Origin of the sequence: Methylobacterium dankookense (genome assembly GCF_902141855.1) — a bacterium.
Taxonomy (GTDB): Bacteria; Pseudomonadota; Alphaproteobacteria; order Rhizobiales; family Beijerinckiaceae; genus Methylobacterium; species Methylobacterium dankookense.
Genome location: NZ_CABFVH010000001.1, coordinates 416,461 through 433,756 on the forward strand (window position 1 = coordinate 416,461; position 17,296 = coordinate 433,756).

General features: G+C 72.4%; 13 protein-coding genes and 1 pseudogene. 4 read left to right on the forward strand and 10 right to left on the reverse strand.

Translation table 11 applies throughout. The features are described 5' to 3' along the window. Positions 1-42: 42 nt before the first annotated feature. The 10 genes from MTDSW087_RS02085 to MTDSW087_RS02130 form a co-directional block, all read right to left on the reverse strand. Positions 43-1,590 carry an AMP-binding protein gene (locus tag MTDSW087_RS02085; RefSeq protein WP_144759426.1) on the reverse strand — a complete coding sequence of 516 codons (1,548 nt, stop codon included), beginning with the start codon at positions 1,588-1,590 and terminating at the stop codon, positions 43-45. Beyond that, the gene (locus MTDSW087_RS02090; protein WP_144759429.1) at positions 1,583-2,119 is read right to left on the reverse strand and encodes a (2Fe-2S)-binding protein; all 537 of its coding nucleotides are present in this window, start codon (positions 2,117-2,119) and stop codon (positions 1,583-1,585) included. Before MTDSW087_RS02090 ends, MTDSW087_RS02085 begins: the two co-directional genes overlap by 8 nt. Continuing rightward, entirely contained in the window at positions 2,107-2,946 is an 840-nt protein-coding gene (locus MTDSW087_RS02095; RefSeq protein WP_144759432.1) for an FAD binding domain-containing protein, read from the reverse strand. The genes MTDSW087_RS02090 and MTDSW087_RS02095 overlap by 13 nt, the downstream gene beginning before the upstream one ends. Beyond that, complete coding sequence (locus MTDSW087_RS02100) at positions 2,943-5,909, reverse strand: xanthine dehydrogenase family protein molybdopterin-binding subunit (RefSeq protein WP_144759434.1); 2,967 nt, start codon at positions 5,907-5,909, stop codon at positions 2,943-2,945. The genes MTDSW087_RS02095 and MTDSW087_RS02100 overlap by 4 nt, the downstream gene beginning before the upstream one ends. A 134-nt stretch (positions 5,910-6,043) precedes the next feature. Continuing rightward, positions 6,044-6,895 carry a helix-turn-helix domain-containing protein gene (locus MTDSW087_RS02105; protein WP_144759437.1) on the reverse strand — a complete coding sequence of 284 codons (852 nt, stop codon included), beginning with the start codon at positions 6,893-6,895 and terminating at the stop codon, positions 6,044-6,046. A 214-nt stretch (positions 6,896-7,109) separates the two neighbouring features. Beyond that, positions 7,110-8,387, reverse strand: a complete 1,278-nt coding sequence (locus MTDSW087_RS02110) for a type 2 periplasmic-binding domain-containing protein (RefSeq protein WP_144759440.1) — start codon at positions 8,385-8,387, stop codon at positions 7,110-7,112. A gap of 18 nt (positions 8,388-8,405) precedes the next feature. Beyond that, on the reverse strand, positions 8,406-8,654 hold the full coding sequence (locus tag MTDSW087_RS02115) for a hypothetical protein (protein ID WP_238179094.1): 249 nt from the start codon (positions 8,652-8,654) through the stop codon (positions 8,406-8,408). A 68-nt stretch (positions 8,655-8,722) separates the two neighbouring features. After that, positions 8,723-9,022 carry a hypothetical protein gene (locus MTDSW087_RS02120; RefSeq protein WP_144759442.1) on the reverse strand — a complete coding sequence of 100 codons (300 nt, stop codon included), beginning with the start codon at positions 9,020-9,022 and terminating at the stop codon, positions 8,723-8,725. Between the two features lie 33 nt (positions 9,023-9,055). Beyond that, positions 9,056-12,217: an efflux RND transporter permease subunit gene (locus MTDSW087_RS02125; RefSeq protein WP_144759445.1), complete on the reverse strand. Its 3,162-nt coding sequence runs from the start codon at positions 12,215-12,217 to the stop codon at positions 9,056-9,058. A 10-nt stretch (positions 12,218-12,227) separates the two neighbouring features. Further along, entirely contained in the window at positions 12,228-13,283 is a 1,056-nt protein-coding gene (locus tag MTDSW087_RS02130) for an efflux RND transporter periplasmic adaptor subunit (protein ID WP_186383701.1), read from the reverse strand. 503 nt (positions 13,284-13,786) lie between these two features. On the opposite strand from MTDSW087_RS02130, the gene aqpZ reads away from it, so the two are divergent. From aqpZ to MTDSW087_RS02150, 4 genes and pseudogenes are all read left to right on the forward strand, one after another. Continuing rightward, on the forward strand, positions 13,787-14,527 hold the full coding sequence (aqpZ, locus tag MTDSW087_RS02135) for an aquaporin Z (protein ID WP_144759451.1): 741 nt from the start codon (positions 13,787-13,789) through the stop codon (positions 14,525-14,527). A 231-nt stretch (positions 14,528-14,758) separates the two neighbouring features. Further along, positions 14,759-14,941, forward strand: coding sequence for a hypothetical protein (locus MTDSW087_RS31375; RefSeq protein WP_373322064.1), 183 nt, complete (start codon positions 14,759-14,761; stop codon positions 14,939-14,941). A 51-nt stretch (positions 14,942-14,992) separates the two neighbouring features. Then, positions 14,993-15,541, forward strand: a complete 549-nt coding sequence (locus MTDSW087_RS02145) for a formaldehyde-activating enzyme (RefSeq protein ID WP_109952627.1) — start codon at positions 14,993-14,995, stop codon at positions 15,539-15,541. Positions 15,542-15,883: 342 nt separating this feature from the next. Continuing rightward, a pseudogene (locus tag MTDSW087_RS02150) lies at positions 15,884-17,296 on the forward strand (ABC transporter ATP-binding protein); the annotation flags it as partial.

The window sequence follows — 17,296 nt, forward strand, 5'->3', positions numbered from 1 at the left end:
CTCTCATTCGTTCGGGGTTTGGAGGAAGTGTCTGCCGGGGGCTCAGGCGGCCGGAGGCTCGCCCGCGGGCTCGGGCTGGTACTCGCCGGCCACGAGGTGCCGGCGCAGGAGCTTGCCGACCGGCGATTTCGGGATGTCGGCGACGAAGACGTAGGCGCGGGGCAGCTTGTGGCTCGGCAGGCCGGCCGCGCGGCAATGCGCGTCGAGGGCGGCCCCGTCGGTGCCGTCCCGGCGCTTGACGAAGGCGGTCACGAGCTTGCCCCAGCGCTCGTCGGGCAGGCCGACCACGGCGACCTCCGAGACGCTCGGATGGAGGGAGAGGCAGCTCTCGATCTCCACCGGCGAGACGTTCTCGCCCCCGGTGATGATCATGTCGTCCACGCGGCCGGTGACGAAGATGTCGCCGTCCGGGTCGGCGAAGCCCGTGTCGCCGGTGAAGTACCAGCCGCCGCGGAAGGCCTTGGCGTCGGCCTCGGGTCGGCGCCAGTATTCTTCGAAGGCCTCGTCGCCGCGCGCGATCACGGCGATCTCGCCCTCCTCGCCGGGGGCGGCGACGGCCTCGGGGTCCGAGGCGCCGAGCGGCACCACGCGCACCATCGTGTTGAGCCCGGCCCGGCCGGCCGAGCCCGGCTTCGTGGCGGCGTCCTGGTTGATCGTGAAGGTGTAGACCTCCGACGAGCCGTAATGGTTGACGAAGAGGTCGGGGCGGAACGCCTCGGTGAGCTTGGCGAGCAGGCCGTCGGTCATCGGCGCGCCGGCGAAGCCGAGCTTGCGCACCGAGGCGGTGTCCGTGCCCGCGAAGTCCGGATGGTGCACGAGGTCGTGGTAGAGCGTCGGCACGAGGTAGAGGTTCGTCACCCGCTCGGCGGCGATCAGGCGCAGCGCGCCGGCCACGTCGAAGCGCGGCAGGCAGACGAAGGCGCCGCCGATCAGCGACATGGCCAGCAGCGAGCGCACCCCCATCGTGTGGTAGAGCGGCATGACGCCGAGCGTCCGCTCGCCGCGCGCGTAGAGGTTCTGCGCCACATGGGCGAGGGCGGCGGCGCGCTCGGCGCGGTGGCGGCGGGGCACCCCCTTGGGCTTGGCCGTGGTGCCCGAGGTGTAGAGCATCAGCGAGGTCGCCTCCGCACCGACGCGGGGCTTGGCGGGAGCTGCCCCCGGCTGCGCGAGATCCGCGAAGGCGATCGTGCCGGATCCGGTGGTGTGGCCGACCGCGATCCGCGGCAGCGCCCGGGCGGCGGCGCTTGCCCGCACCGCGGCGGCCGAGACCTCCTCGTAGGCGAGCGCCTTCGCATCGGAATTCCCGATCGCGAAATCGATCTCTTCGGGCTTGGCGCGCCAGTTGATCGGCGTCAGCACGATGCCGGCGAACTGGCAGGCCCAGTGCAGCGTCGCCGCCTCCAGCCGGTTCTGCAGCACCGTGACGAGGTGGTCGCCGGGCTCCAGCCCAAGCCGGTCGAGCCCTGCCACTGTCGCGGAGATCAGCGCGTACCAGTCGGCGTAGGTCAGCCGGGTCTCGCCGTCCACGATGGCGAGCGCCTGCGGATCGCGGGAGACGCTCGCGAGGAAGCTGGTGCCGAGGTCAAGCATGGGCCGTCTCCGCCGTCTTCGTCCCTTGGATCGTCTCGCCGCGCAGGATCGCCGCGGCTTCGAGCGCCGCCTCGACGATCGGGGCGTATCCGGTGCAGCGGCAGAGATGGCCGCCGATCACTTCGGTGAGTTCCGCGCGGCCCGCACCGGGCCTGAGGCGCAGATAGGCGTCGAGGGACATCAGGATCCCGGCGGTACAGAAGCCGCATTGCAGGGCATGGTGGCGCCGGAAGGCGGCCTGCAGCACGCCGAGCCGGCCGGGCTCGGGCGCCAGCCCCTCCACCGTGCGCAGGTCGCAGCCCTCGATGCCGACAGCGAGGGTCAGGCAGGCGCGGGCCGGCACGCCGTCGATGGAGATGGTGCAGGCGCCGCAGACGCCGTGCTCGCAGCCGACATGCGTCCCGGTGAGCCCGAGCCCGTGGCGCAGCGCGTCGGTCAGGAGCGTGCGCGGCTCGACCTCGAATTCGGCGGGTGCGCCGTTCAGGGTGAAGCGCACGCGATGGCGCGCGCCGGCCTCTAGCTGCGGCATCGGATGCTGTCCTGTCGCGCCTGCTCCAGCACCCGGCGGCCGAGCTGGCGCACGAGGTCGCGGCGGTAGCGGGCGGTGGCGTGGAGGTCCTCACCCGCGCCGAGTTCCCAGGCGAAGGCGTTGAGGGCGTCGTCGAGGGCGGAGCCGTCGAGGAGGGGGAAGTCTCGCGCCGTCGGCCGGTCGGCGACGCCGCCGACCGCGAGGCGCATGCGCCGGGCATCCACCACGGCCGCGCAGGCGACGATGGCGAAGTCGCCGTGGCGGCGCCCGACCTCGGCGAAGGCATAGCCCGTCCCCGCCGCGCGGGTCGGGTAGGCGATCGCCTCGATGAGCTCGTCGTCGGCGCGGTCGGTGACCATCATGCCGGTGAAGAAGTCCTCGGCGCGCACGCTGCGGCGGCGCTTGCGCGAGCGCAGCCGGACCTCGCCCTCGAGCGCCACGAGGCAGAGTGGGATCTCGGCGCTCGGATCGGCATGGGCGACCGACCCGCACAGGGTGCCCCGCGCCCGCGTCTGGACGTGTCCGACCCAGGGGAGCGCCGCGGCAAGCAGCGGCAGGTCGTCGGCGAGGCCCGGCCGGTCGAGCAGGATCGCTTGGCGCACGCCGGCCGGGATCACGAGGGCGCCGCGCGCCGGGCCCGGCTCGCGCAGGGCCTCGATCCGCATCACGTCGATGAGCATCGCGGGCTTCGTCAGCCGCATGTTCAGCATCGGCAGGAGCGACTGGCCGCCCGCGACGATCCGGGCCTCGCCGCCGTGCCGGCCGAGGGCGTCGAGCGCCTCGTCGAGGCTTGCAGCGCGGAGGTAGCCGAAGGGTGCGGGCTTCATGCGGAGATCCCCAGCCGTGCGAGGAGGCGGCGCAGCCAGCCCGGGCCGCTCGCGGGGCCGCCCGCCCGCCGCGCGAGGGCCGAGAAGAAGCCGCCGATGATCACGCGGGCGGCGCCGTCGAGGAGGCGCCCGCCCACCGCGGCGACCTTGCCGCCGACCGCGGCCTCGTAGCGGTAGACGATGCGGGTGCCGCCGGACCCGTCCGGCTCCAGGGTGATGCGGCCGGTGCCGCCGCCATTGCCGAGGGCGCCGGTCACCGTGCCGGCAAGCGTCGCTGCGCGCGGCGCGTCGAGGTCGGAGAGGCGGATATCGGCTTTGTAGCGGCCCTTCACCGGACCGACGCCGAGGGTCACGTCTGCGGCGAAATGGGTCTCCGAGATCCTGCGCACGCCGTGCGCGCCCGGGATGACCGAGGCGAGGACGTCCGGATCGAGCAGCATCGACCAGACGGTCTCAGGCGGGGCGGCGACCGCGGCCGAGCCCTCGCCGCGCAGGGTGCGGTCGCCCGGCTTGGCCGCCGGCTGGGCCTGGGCGGCGAGGCCGGCGGGCGGCGCCGGCTCGTCGCGGCCGGCGGCGAGGCCCGCGAGCTTGGCCGGGCTCAGCGGCAGGTCGATCGCGTCGAGGCCGAGCGCGTCCGCCACCGCATTGGCGAGGCAGACCGGCGTCGACATGCAATTGCCCTCGCCGACGCCCTTGGCGCCAAGCGGCGTGAAGGGCGAGGGACTCTCCACGTGCAGGACCGTGAGGTCCGGCATCTCCGTGGCGGTGGGGAGCAGGTAGTCGGCGAGCGTGCCGGAAAGGAAGGCGCCGTCCTCGCCGTAGGCCAGCTCCTCGTAGATGGCCGCGCCGAGCGCCTGCGCGAAGCCGCCGCGCACCTGCCCCTCGACCATGCCGGGATGCAGGATGCGCCCGCAATCGTGCATGGTCACGTAGCGGTCGATTCCGATCTTGCCGGTGACCGGGTCGACCTCGACCCCGCAGAAATCGAAGATGAAGCCGTGGCAGAGCGAGGAATTCACTCCATCCGCTTCGTCCGGCGGCGTGAGCTGCGGCGGCGTCCAGAAGGCGGTCTCGCGGATCGGCGTCCCGTCCAGGTCCGGCAGCAGGCCCGGCGACCAGTGGGCGGTCGCGGCGACGCGCGCGAAGGGCAGGAAGGCGTCCGGGTTCGCGCGGGCGCTGATGCGGCCCCCAGCGAAGACGAGGTCGTCCGCGCGCACGTTGAGCTGGGCCGCAGCAACAGCCGCGAGCTTGTCCCGTAACCGTGTCGCCGCCTGATGCGCCACGCCCGCCACCGCGGCGGCGAAGCGGCTGGAATAGTTGCCCGAGGCGATCGACCAGGCATCCTTGGCGGTGTCGAGGTCGGCCGTGACCCGGACCTGGTCGAGGGCGATGCCGAACACGTCCGCCACCACCTGCGCCAGCACGGTGCGGTGGCCCTGGCCCTGCGGCACGGAAGCGACCTGCACGGTCACCGAGCCGACGGGATCGAGGGTGATGGTTGCGGTGGCCTGCGCCCCGTTCTTCGGGCCGGCCTTGGCCCGCTCGGCGGCGGTGAGGACGGTGGTGATGTAGCCCATGTTCGAGACGCTGGGCTCGACCGCGGCGGTGTAGCCGATCCCGTAGAGCCGGCCCGCGGCGCGGGCCTCCGCGCGGCGGCGGACGAGGTCGGCGAGCCCGCCGTCGCGAGCGGCGACGTCGAGGGCGTGCTGGTAATTGCCGGAATCATAGAGCGCGCCGGTCGCCGTGCGGTAGGGGAAGGCGTCGGCCGGGATCAGGTTTCGGCGGATCACCTCGAACGGGTCGAGGCCGAGCGTCACGGCGATGCGCTGCATCAGCCGCTCCAGGGGATAGTAGACCTGCGGGCCGCCGAAGCCGCGCACCAGCCCCGTCGGGGTCTTGTTGGTCAGCACGACGCGGTTGCGCATCCGCACGTTCCGGATCGCGTAGGCGCCGGTCATGTTGCCGTGCATCCGGTAGAGCGTGGCGGGCTCGGGCGCGCGGAGATACGCCCCGCAATCCTCGATCTGATCCCAGTCGAGGGCTTCGACCCGGCCGTCGTCGTCGAAGGCGGCGGTCAGCGTGGTGACGCGGTTGGTGGCCGAGACCGAGGCCGCGAGGTGCTCCAGTCGGTCCTCGACCCACTTCACCGGGCGCCCGACCATGCGGGACGCAGCCGCGATCAGGACGGCGTAGGGCGCGACGCCCTGCTTCACGCCGAAGCTGCCGCCGGAATCGGGGGGCGTGCGGAGCCGCAGGCGGTTGCCTGGCACCTTCAGGGCCCGCGCGACCACGGCGTGGATGCTGAACGGCCCCTGGAAGTTGGCGAGCACGTCGTAGCTGTCGTCGGTAGGGTCGTACTCGGCGACGACGCCGTAGGTCTCCATCGGCGAGCCGGTGTTGCGCGGGTAGCGGACCGTCACCGACAGGGTGTGCCGCGCGCCCGCGAAGGCCGCCTCGGGATCGCCGTAGCGGAAGCTTCGGTCGCTGACCTGGTTCGCGCCGACGCCGTCGTGGAGCACGGGCGCATCGCTCGCGAGGGCGGCCAGCGGATCGACCACGGCGGGGCGCTGGCGGTAATCGACCTCGATCAGGTCGCAGCCATCCTCGGCGATGTAGCGGTCCGTGCCGAGGACGATGGCGACCGGCTCTCCGACATAGCGCACCCGATCGACCGCGATGGCGCGCGCATCCACCGCCGCACGCACGGCCGGGACGAGGCCCGCGGTGATGTCGAGGAGGTCGCGCCCGGTGAGGACGGCCGCAACGCCCGGCAGCGCCAGGGCCGCGGCGGCATCGATGCCGAGGATGTCCGCATGGGCGTGGGGCGAGCGCAGGATCGCCGCGTGCAGCGTTCCGGGCTTGGTGCCGAGATCGTCGATGTAGCGCCCGCGTCCGGACAGCAGGGCCGCGTCCTCGACGCGCTCCACCGACTGCCCGACGAACGGGATGTGCTCGATGCCCAACGTTCGCTTCCTCGGCCGGGACTCTTGGCTGGCCCGATCCGGGGAGGATGCATTGCACCGCCCTCCGCGGAGGAGCCCGCGGAGTCTCGCGACTTACCGAAACGTCTCAAAAATCGCGGCGCCGGACGGTCCCCTCAGGGGAGCGGCACCTGCCCGCGCCGGGCGATGCTGCGGAAGACGCTCGGCGACACGCCGACATGGTCACGGAAGAAGCGCGAGAAATGCGCGGGCGTGGAGAAGCCGAGGCCGAGGCCGAGATCGGCGAGGCCCTGGTCGGTCCGCACGATGACCTCGACCGCCCGCTCCACCCGGATGGCGTTCTTGAAGACGTTGGGCGAGGCGCCGGTGGTCTGCTCGAACAGGCGGTAGAAATGGGCCCGCGACAGCCCGACCTCGCGCGCCAGGGCATCGACCCCGGTGCCGTCGGTCGGCTCGGCCCGGATCCGGGCGATCGCCCGCTGAACGCGCCAATCCCGGCTCCGGCTCGCCGCGCGCAGGGACGAGCCGGCCTCGCGCCAGGCCGTGAAGCGCTCGATCAGGGCGATCATCAGGCCGGGCAGCAGGGTCTCGCGGATGTGGCGCGAATCCGGCGCGTAGACCATCTCCGCCGCGAGGTCGCGGGCGAAGCGGCGGATCTGCGCCGTGATCAGGCCCACCGGCTGCTCGAAGAAGCCCGGCGCCGCGCTCGCCGACCAATTGTGCCGGAACGAGCCGAGCCAGGCCGGCTCGATGTAGAGCGCCAGGATCATCGCCTTGTCGCGCGCCGGATCGTGCAGATAGGCGTGCGTCTCCCAGGCATTGACCAGGACGGCCTGCTCGTCCGTGAGGCAGACGACGCGCTCGCCGACCAGGAACTGGGTGTCGTCGCCCTCGACCTTCAGCAGAACATGGCAATGATGATGCGCGTGCCGGACAAGACCACGGTCCATATCGAGCAGGGCAACCCTGCCGAAATCGCCATGGGCAATCTCGAGAGCTTCGGACATCCTTTCAGATTACCATAGCGGCCATGGAGCGCCAATCAGGCGCGCAGTGGATCGTGCCCGTGTTCGACCGCAGAATCGGGTGACGCCTCGCTCCGGGATGCCTGGGCTGGGAGCGGCCGATCGCGACGCGAACAATACGATGTCGGGCATTTCAAGTACCGGTTCCTCCGGCCCGAGCTGGCATAAGCCCACGGTCCGATTCCATGCCGGCCGGTCAGGTCACGTGCTTCAACGCCGCGCGCCTCGCCCGGATCGCCTCGCGGGCGTGATCGATCGCGGGGCCGATCAGCGAGGGCAGCCCGTCTCCGTGGGCCTGGTGCACCAGCGCCGTGCCGACGAGCCGGTGCAGCTCCCGGGACAGGGCGTCGAGCTCGGCTGCGTCCGCCGCATCGGCCCGGTCCGCGATCGCGACGAGGCCGGCGATCAGGCCACGGTCCCGGGCGGCGTGGCGCCGGCGCCAGGAGCTGACGGCGAGCGCCAGCCCCGAGCCGGCGAGGCTGAGCACGATGCCGCCGAGATAGAGGTAGTTCTGCGAGGTGTCGAAGAAGCTCTGGTCGCCGTTGTTGATGTAGGCCGCGACGCCCGGATGGACCGGGATGAGCGGCATCTTGTCGTCGAGGTCGGGCGCCTCGATCTGGCCGGCGAACGGCGTCGCCTCGGTCAGCATGCCCCGCGCCGTGAAGACCGAGCGGGCGACGGCCGCCGCCACGATGTCGAGCATGCCGCGCGCGGCGACCAGCCGGTAGGTCAGGGCGAGGCTGTTCACCGCCTCGGCCGGGACCGGCGGGCGGCCCCGGAAGGCCCCAACCGGCACCTCGATGGGTTCGAGACCCGGATAGCGCCGGTGGATCGCCTCGCCCTCGTCGAGGGCAAGAATCTTCGGGCTGCCGCCGCTCGCGCGCGCCACCGCCGCGACGGCATCGACAGCGCCGCCCGCACCGACCGGGCCGATCGCGAAGATCGCCGCCGCCCGGTGCTCCTGGAGGGCGGTCCGCAGTTCGGTGGGATCGAGGAAGAGGCGCTCCACCTTGGCGGCCGGCACGCCGACATAATCGAGCAGCGTGTCGAGGACGCGGGCATCGTCCGCCTGGAACGGGCCGGCCTGGATCGCCACGGCACGGCCCGCGAGCTGGCCGAGGGCCGTGACCGGGCTGTGCGGCGGCAGGACCACGGCGACCACGTCGCGGCGCAGGATCGCGACGGTGAGCCCGTTCACCGGCGGCGGCAGGTCGCTGCGGATCACCGCGAGGTCGACGCGCCCGTCATCCAGCGCCCGCGCGCTCGCAGCGAGGTCGCCCTCCTCGACAGGGAGGAGGCGCACGCGAGGATGCAGCCGGGCATTCGCCGTCGCGAAGGTGGCGATCAGCCGCTGGATTGCGCTGCCGGGCGGGCCCGCGGCGATGCGCAGGTCGGCATGGACGAGGCCGGCATAGAACGACGCGGCGGTCAGGCCCGCCAGGGCGAGGAGCGCCGCGGCCGCCCGCAGGATCACGGCTTGCCGGATCCCGCCCTACCAGCGACGGTAGCCGCGCCGGTAGACCACGGTGCGCGGCCGGTAATGGCCGCCGCGGACCACGACACGCCGCGGGCCATAGACGCCGCGCCGGACGGCGACGCCGCCCCGCGGGCCGACGCAGCCGGCGCGGTAGACGCCGCCGGCGCAGACGACGGCCTCCGCAGGCGTCGGCAGGGACGGGGCGAGCCCGACGACCGTGCCGAGGAGGATGAGCGCTTGCCGCAACAGGGGAACGCATCGCATGGCGGAATCTCCTTGTCTCTCACGCCCCGACGGGCCGCGCCGCCGGGTCCGATCGCGGTTTCGCAGGGTCACGGATGGGCGAGCAGCCGGAGGCAGGTCCCGGCCCTCTCCGCGGCCGGACGGGCATCGAGCTCGGTGATCCGGCCGGCCTCGACGAGGGAGCGCGTCTCCGACACGACGGTGTCGCGCAGGGTCTCCAGGCTCTTCATGTTTCGAAGGGACGCGTCGTAGATCATCTTCGAATCCGCTGGCAGGCCCGCCGCGCAATGCGTCGAAGCGCTGTTGGCCTGGGCGAGCTGCACAGCCGCCGCGGGTTGCACGGCCGTCGCCATCCCGATGGCCAGCAGGCCGAAACCGATCGATCCCATCGCTTCCTCCTCTCGTCGAAGTTCAGGCCCGCTTCAGGGCACGGGCTTGGCCCCCTCCGCCGGCACGGCCCCCCCGGCCGTGCCCGGCCTATGCCCGCGCTCCGACCAGCGCTGGAGCACCACGAAGAGCGGCGGCACGAACAGCACCGCTACGAAGGTCGAGGCGAGCATGCCGCTGCACACCGCGACGCCGATGGAGCGCCGGGCCGCCGCACCCGCCCCGGTGGCGAAGACGAGCGGCAGCACGCCGAGGATGAAGGCAAGCGAGGTCATCAGGATCGGCCGGAGGCGCAGGCGTGCCGCGGCCAGGGCGGCCTCGGCGATCGGCAGGCCCTGCGCCAGCCGCAGGTCGCGGGCGAAGGCCACGACCAGGATGGCGTTCTTGGCCGCGAGCGCGATCAGCAGAACGAGGCCGACCTGCGTGTAGATGTTGTTGTCGGCGCCCGCGAGCATCAGGGCCGCCACGGTCCCGAGCAGGGCGAGGGGCACGACGAGGATGACCGCGAGGGGGGCGGTCCAGCTCTCGTACTGGCCCGCCAGGACGAGGTAGACGAGGAGCAGCGCGAGGCCGAACACCCAGTAGGCCTGCGCGCCGAGCTGCGCCTCCTGATACGAGATGCCGGACCAGGCGAAGCGCGTGCCCGGCGGCAGGGCAGCCTGCGCCAGGCTCGTCATGGCGGCGAGCGCCTGGCCGGAGCTGGTGCCGGGCGCCGCCGCGCCGATGATCGCCGCCGAGGGCGCGAGGTCGAACAGCGGCACCAGGGCCGGCCCCACGGCCGGCACGAGCTGCGCCAGGACGCCGACCGGCACCGCCCCGCCGCTCGCATTGCGCACCGTCAGGGTCTCGATGGTCTCAGGGGTCAGGCGGAACGGCGCGTCGGCCAGCACGAAGATCGGGAAGGTATGCCCGAAGCGGGTGATCTGGCCGACATAGGTCGAGCCGACATAGGTCTGGATCGTCTGGAGCGCGTCGCCTGGATTGACCCCGAGCGTCTCGGCCTTGCGCCGGTCGAGGTCCACCCGCAGATGCGGCGCCCCCGCGCGAAACGGGGTGGTGACGCGCACGAGGCCGGGCTCGGCGGAGGCCGCCGCCACGAGCGCGTCCGCGGCCCGCTGCAGCCGGACATAGTCGAAGCTGCCATCGACGAGCTGCACCTGCATCTGGAAGCCGCCGGTGAGGCCGAGCCCCTGGATCGGCGGCGGCGGCACCACCGTGGCGCGCGCCTCGACGAGGTTCGACAGGCGCGCCTGAAGCGCAGCGTAGACCGCGCGCAGGGTCTCGTCGGCCCCGCGCTGGCTCCAGTCCTTGAGGATCACATAGGCGACGCCCGCATTGGCGAGCGAGGCGTTGTTGTCGAGGAGCGAGACGCCGCCGATCGCGACCACTTGGTCGACGCCCGGCACCGCCCGCGCCTCTGCGGTCAGGCGGTCCATGGCCCGGGCGGTGCGCTCGAGCGAGGCGCCGTCGGGCAGCTGGACCGACACCATCAGGTAGCCCTGGTCCTCCGTCGGGATGAAGGCGGTGGGCAGGCGCGTGAGGCCGTAGAGGCCGAGCGCCAGAAGGGCGAGGACCGCGAGCGCCGCGGCGTGAGCATGCGCGACGAGGCGTGCCGTCAGCCCGAGATAGGCGGATTCGAATCGGCCATAGGCGGCCTCGAAGCCGCGGCGGTAGGCGGCGCCGAAGCCGGTCGACGGGGGCGCCTGCGGGCGCAGCCAGCGCGCGCATTGGGTTGGCTTCAGCGTCGCGGCGTTGACCGCGCTCAGCAGAGCGGTGGCCGCGATCACCAGGGCGAACTGCCGGTAGAACTGTCCCACGATGCCGGGCAGCAGCGCGGCCGGCAGGAAGACGCAGAGCAGCACGAGCGTGATCGCGAGGATCGGCCGCATCAGCTCGCCCATCGCGGTGATCGCCGCCGACCTTGGATCGAGGCCCTGGTCGATGTGGTGGGAGGCCGCCTCCACCACCATGATCGCGTCGTCGACCACGATGCCGATGGCGAGCACCAGGCCGAACAGGGTCAGCAGGTTGATGCTGAAGCCCAGCAGCCACAGGGCCGCGAAGGCGCCGATCACGGTGACCGGCACGGTGGTGGCCGGCACCAGGGTGGCGCGCCAATCGTGCAGGATGACGAGGAGGACGAGGGCCGCCGCCTCGGCGAGCGTCAGGTAGACCTCGTGGATCGAGGCCTCGACGAAGCGCGTCGTGTCGAAGGGGATGGCCGAGGCGACTCCTTCGGGGAAGCTCGCCCCGAGGCGCGCCATCTCGGCCCGCACCGCGGCGGCGACCGTGAGCGCGTTGGCGCCGGGCAGCTGGAAGATCGCGATCCCGGCCGCCGGGGCGCCGTCGAGGGTCAGGAACTGGCTGTAGGTCTGGGCGCCGAGCTCGACCCGGCCGACGTCGCGGATCCGGGTGATGCCGCCCCCGGGCTCCGTCTTGACCGCGATCTCCTCGAACTCGGCCGCGTCGGCGAAGCGTCCGCGCAGGTCCAAGGTGACTTGGAAGGCCTGGGTGGTCGGGGCCGGCGGCGCGCCGACCTGCCCGGCCGCCACCGCCTGGCTTTGCTGCTGGATCGCCGCGAGCACATCGCCCGGCATCAGCCCGCGCGCCCGCATGGCGTCCGCGTCGAGCCAGACGCGCATGCCGTACTGCCCGACCCCGAACACCGAGGCGTCGGAGACGCCCGGGATGCGCGCGAGCGTGTCCTTCAGGCTGATCGCGGCGTAGTTGCTGAGGAAGAGGCCGTCGCGCGAGCGGTCGGGCGAGGTCAGCGTGACGATCTGCAGGATCGCCGTGCTCTTCTTCTTGCTCGTCACCCCCTGCGCCTGCACGGCCTGCGGCAGGATCGCGAGCGCGGCCGAGAGCCGGTTCTGCACCTGGACCTGGGCCTGGTCGAGCTCGGTGCCGACCGCGAAGGTGACGACGAGGGTGTAGCTGCCGTCGTTGGCCGCGGTCGACTGCATGTAGAGCATGTTCTCGACGCCGTTGACCTGCTGCTCGATCGGCAGGGCCACGGTCTCGACCACGGTGCGGGCGTCGGCACCGGGAAAGCGCGCCGTGACCTGCACGGTGGGCGGCGTGATCGGCGGATATTGCGTGACGGGCAGGAACAGCACCGCCACGAGGCCGAGCAGGCTGACGAGGAGCGCGCTCACATTGGCGAGGACCGGACGCTCGACGAAGGTGGCGGCGTTCACGGCCCCCTCCTCACTCGGCCCGGGCCGACACGGTCGGCGCGCCGATCGCGCCGGGCACCGCGACGATGGTCCGCCCCGGCACCGCGTGCTGGACCCCTTCCGTCACGACGCGGTCGGCCTGCTGGAGGCCGGACGCGATCGACTGGAGGCCGTCGCGCGCCGGGCCGAGGGTGACGCGCCGGAGGTTCACCACCCCGCTCGCGTCGATGACGAGGAGGCTCGGGCCGGCCTGATCGATTCCGACCGCGGCGGCGGGCACCCAGAGCGCGGGCTTCGGGGGCCCGAGCGGGATGCGCAGGCGCACGAACAGGCCTGGCGCCAGGCTCCGGCCGGGATTGTCGAGCAGCGCGCGGACCACGAGCGTGCCGGTGGTCGTGTCGAGGCCGGAATCGACGAAGTCCAGCCGGCCCCGATGCGGCAGGTCGGGCTCGTCGGAGAGGCCGGCCTGGACCGGGACGCCGTGCAGCGCCTCCCGCGACAGGCCCCGCTCCTTCATGGCCGCCTGCAGGCGGCGCAGGTCGCGCTCGTTGACGCTCACGGTCGCGTAGAGCGCATCGATCTGCGACAGGGTGCCGAGCTTGGTCGGCGCGCCCGAGCCGACGAGATTGCCCGGATCGACGAGGCGGCGGCCCATCCGGCCGGCGAAGGGGGCCTCGACGCGGGTATAGGCGAGGCTGATCTGCGCGACCTTCAGGTTCGCCTGGGCGGCCGCGACCGCGCTGCGCCCGGTATCGCGCGCGGCCAGGGTGCTGTCATAGGTCGATTGCGTGGCGACGAGCTGCTTGCGCAGCGTCTCCTGGCGCGCGAACTCGGCCTCGGCGCTCTTCAGGGTGGCCGTCTGCTGGTCGAGGTTGGCCTGGGCGAGCGCGACCTGCGCGGCGTAGGAATCGTCCTCGATCCGGAACAGGAGCTGCCCCTGCCGGACATCGGCGCCGTCCGCGAAGCCGACCTCGCGCAGGAAGCCCGGGACGCGGGCGACGAGATCGACGCTCGCCGTGGCCGAGGTCTGGCCGGTCAGCAGGATATTGTCCTGAAGCGGCGCGACCAGGGGATTGGCGGCCGCCACCCGCGGCGCGGGCGGCGCGGCAGGCGGGGGCGGATCGCAGCCCGCCAATGCAGTCGCCGTGACGGCGGCCGTGAGCCGAGCGGCAGTCCGGATCCATCGAACGGGCAGAGGCGCACGGTGACGCAAGCACACCTCCATCGAGCGATGATTCGCGTGCCGCGATGGGAAGATATTGAATTCCAGTTGTCATGATTGTCAAACAGCTTTTCTCATCGACTTCCATTTCGGCAAGATTGAAACTTGACTATTTATAGGCCGACACATAACGCCGGAATTTCAATGCATTAGGACGGTATACGACTTAAGTTTAGATCCACTCCAGAATGCACGAAAAGGCTGGCCTCCGCACGATCCGAAGAATACCCTTGCCGCAGAGCGGATTCCCCAGAGACGGCGCTTGACTTGATGCGCCGGGACGCGGCGCAGCACCGGAATGGAACTGACGAGGTCGAACGACCTCGCGCGCAAATTGGGGTAGCCACCACAGAGCGAGAGGTATCGGCATGGACCACGATACGATGCGCCGGGCGACCGCCGAGTTCTTCGGCACCTTCTGGCTGACCTTCGGCGGCTGCGGCGCCGCCATCCTGTCCGCCGCCTTCCCCGAACTCGGCATCGGCTTCCTCGGGGTCGCCTTCGCCTTCGGCCTCACCGTCCTCACGATGGCCTATGCCGTCGGCCACATCTCCGGCGGCCATTTCAACCCCGCCGTCACGCTGGGTCTCTGGTCGGCGCGCCGCTGCGCGACCCGGCACGTGCTGCCCTACATCGTCGCCCAAGTGATCGGCGCGGTGCTCGCGGCGGCGATCCTCTACGGCATCGCCTCGGGCAAGGCGGGCTGGGTCCCGAACGGCTTCGCCTCGAACGGCTACGGCGAGCTCAGCCCCGGCAAGTACAGCGTCATGTCCTGCCTGCTCGTCGAGTTCCTGACGACGTTCTTCTTCCTGTTCATCATCATCGGCACGACGTCCAAGGGCGCCGCGGTGGGCTTCGCCGGAATCCCGATCGGGTTCACCCTGGTGCTGATCCACCTCATCTCGATCCCGGTGACCAACACCTCCGTCAATCCGGCCCGGAGCACAGGCCCGGCCCTGATCGCAGGCGGCGAATACGTGGCGCAGCTCTGGCTGTTCTGGCTGGCGCCGATCGCTGGCGCGATGGTGGCAGGAGCCCTGGCCCGCTGGCTCTACGAGCCCGCCGACATCGTCGAGACCACCGTGGTGGAGAAGCGAGCCGCCGCCTGACGGCAGAAGCGAGTCCGTTCGGCCCCCTTCCTCCCATCCTCCCGCCTCCCCGAGGTTGGGACCGGATTGGCTCGGCTCACGGATATCCGCCTCCCCCTGATGGGGTCATCGGGCTCGGCGTGGTCTCGGCCCGCTTCGCGATGATCGTGTTCTCGGTGCGGTGATCCGGCTCACCGTGCTCGGCATCCCCACCGTGCCGCCGAGATCGTCACGGCCTCCGACGCCTTCGGCTTGGCCATCCAGACGCTGTTCGAGGTGCAGCTACCGCTCGCGCTGTCGACCATCATGGCGGGCGTCAACCAGACCATGATCCTCGCCCTCTCCATGGTGGTCTTCGCGGCGATGACCCGGGCCAGCGACCTCGGCCGCGCAGTTACGTCCGACGCCTCGCCCCTGCCGGGGCCATGCGAATGACAAGGCCGGCCCCCCGGTCCATAACCCGCCCGTCAAGCAGCGAGGCCCATCATGAGTGAACGCATCATCCTCCGCGCGGGCGAAGCCCTGGTGGCAGGCGGCCCGCCCAACACCGCCTCCGAGCCCGAGGTGATCATCGGCGAGCTCGACGGTCCGGTCGGCACGGCGCTCGCGACCCTGACCGGCGATCAGGTAGTCGGCCACAGCCGCGTCTTCGCGCTCCTGAACACCGATATCATGGTGCGCCCGGTGACGCTCTGCGTCTCCAAGGTCAGCGTCACCGAGAACAAGTACACCTCGATCTTGATGGGCACCGTGCAGTACGCCATCGCCAACGGCGTGCTCGACGCGGTGCGCGCGGGCTACATCCCGAAGGAGAAGGCCAACGACCTCGGCATCATCTGCTCGGTCTGGCTGAGCCCCGGCGTCATCCAGGCCGAGAGCGTCGACCACAAGGCCCTGTTCGAGATCCAGCGCAAGGGCATGACCGAAGCGATCCGCAAGGCAATGACCAACGAGCCCTCGATCGACTGGCTCCTCGAGAACCAGGACAAGATCGTGCACAAGTATTACCAGATGGGTCTCGACGGGAAGATCTGACACCGCGTCCGGCACCGAGCGGGCCTCTCCTCCCACTTTGCGAAGAAGCCGGAGTGGGGGCCGAACAACGCTCGGCGCTCCATCCTCAACCACCCTACGCCTCGAACCGGCAAGCGGGCCAGAGCTGGAGCGGGCACGCAGGAGGAGTACGAGGAGACGTCGCTCGGCGGCCTCGCGGTCAACGTCGGGGCCTGCCGAGGGACGGCACAGGGCGGCCGGCGTCGCGAGGTGCGCTGACGCGCTTTGCCTGCCGTTCGCCGTCGACTATGCGCTTGGACGAAGCGGCGCATTCGGGCCTGTTCGGCCGGGCCCGGCGTCGAAGCGCGGCGGTGACGGAGCGGCATGGAGTCTGACCCGATCCTCCTGACCTGGCGGGCCGCCCGCCGCCAGCACGTCCTCGCGCTCGCCCTGGTGCTCGGCCTCGGCATGCCCCTCTGCGCGCTGGCGCTGCTCTGCCTGCGCGATCTCGTGGCCACCCTGCCGCGCGACGAGGCCGCCGCCCTCCCCTTCCTGCGCCTCGTGGTGCCGCTGCAGGATCCGCGACCGGACCTCGTCATCGCGCCGGGCTGGATCCTGCCGCCGGCCACGCTCGAACTCGCCGCCATCCTCTGCCTCGCGGGGGCCGCCCTGGCGCTCGCCGGCCTCGGCTGGCTCGTGGCCCGCCTCTGCGTCGCGGCGCAGAACCGCGCCATGTCCACCCTGCGCGAGACGGTGATCGGCGCGATCCTCGGCTCGCCCGCTGGCGCCCGCGACGAGGCCCGCGGCCTCGCCGACCTGATGGGCCGCGCCGTGTCGAAGCTCGACGGGCCGCTCGGCGTCGGCATCGTCCTGCCGGCGCTTGCCGTCTCCGCGACCCTGCTCGCGCTGGCCTTCGCGGCCCTTGCCGCCCCGCGCCTCGTGCCGATCGCGGCGCTCGGCCTGTTCGCGGTCGGCCTCGCCGAGGCGCTGATCCTCGACCGGATGAGCAAGCGGCGCGACCTGCGCCGCAACGCGGGCGAGGCGGCCGGGCGCACCCTCGCCGACCTCGTGCGCCGCATGCCGGCCGTGCGCGCGCATGGCTCGGCCGCCCTGGAGCGAGCCCGCATCGCCGCGACGTCGAGCGCCAAGCGCAACGCCCTCGCCCGCGCCGAGGGGCGCCTCGCCTATGCCCGCGCCCCGGCCATCGCGCTCGTGGTGCTGCTCCCGGCCATCGCGGCCGGCACCGCCCTCTGGCGCGGCAGCGGGCCCGGCACGCCCCCGGCCCAGGCGGTCGATCCGGCGGCGCTCATCGCGGCCGCCGCCGCCTTCGCGCTGGCCGCTGTGCTGCTCGCCGCGGCGCTCCGCCTCCTTTCCGTCCGCAACGCCGTCGCACCGGTCTTCCAGGCCATCGCCCGCAACGCCGCCGCCCTGCGCAGCCGCACCCGAGTCGGTGCCGTGCCGGCGCCGATGCCGCGGGCCGGCGATCTCATGGCGCGCGGCGTCGGCGCCTTCGACGCCGCCACCGGCGAGCGCCTCGCGGGGGTCGATGCGCGCCTCGCCATGCCCGGCCACGTGGCGATCACCGGCGGGCGCGGCAGCGGCGCCCGGGTGCTCGCCGCCGTGCTGGCGGGACAGGTCGAGCCCCCCGCGGGGGCCCGGGCCCATTGGGGGGGGGGGCCCCGGCGCGTCTTTTCCCCCCCCGGGCGCCCCCCCCCCCGCCCTTCCCCCGGGGGGGGGGGGCCCGGGGGGGGGCCCCCGGGCCGCAAAACCCCCCTCCCGGGGGGGGGGGCCCCCCGG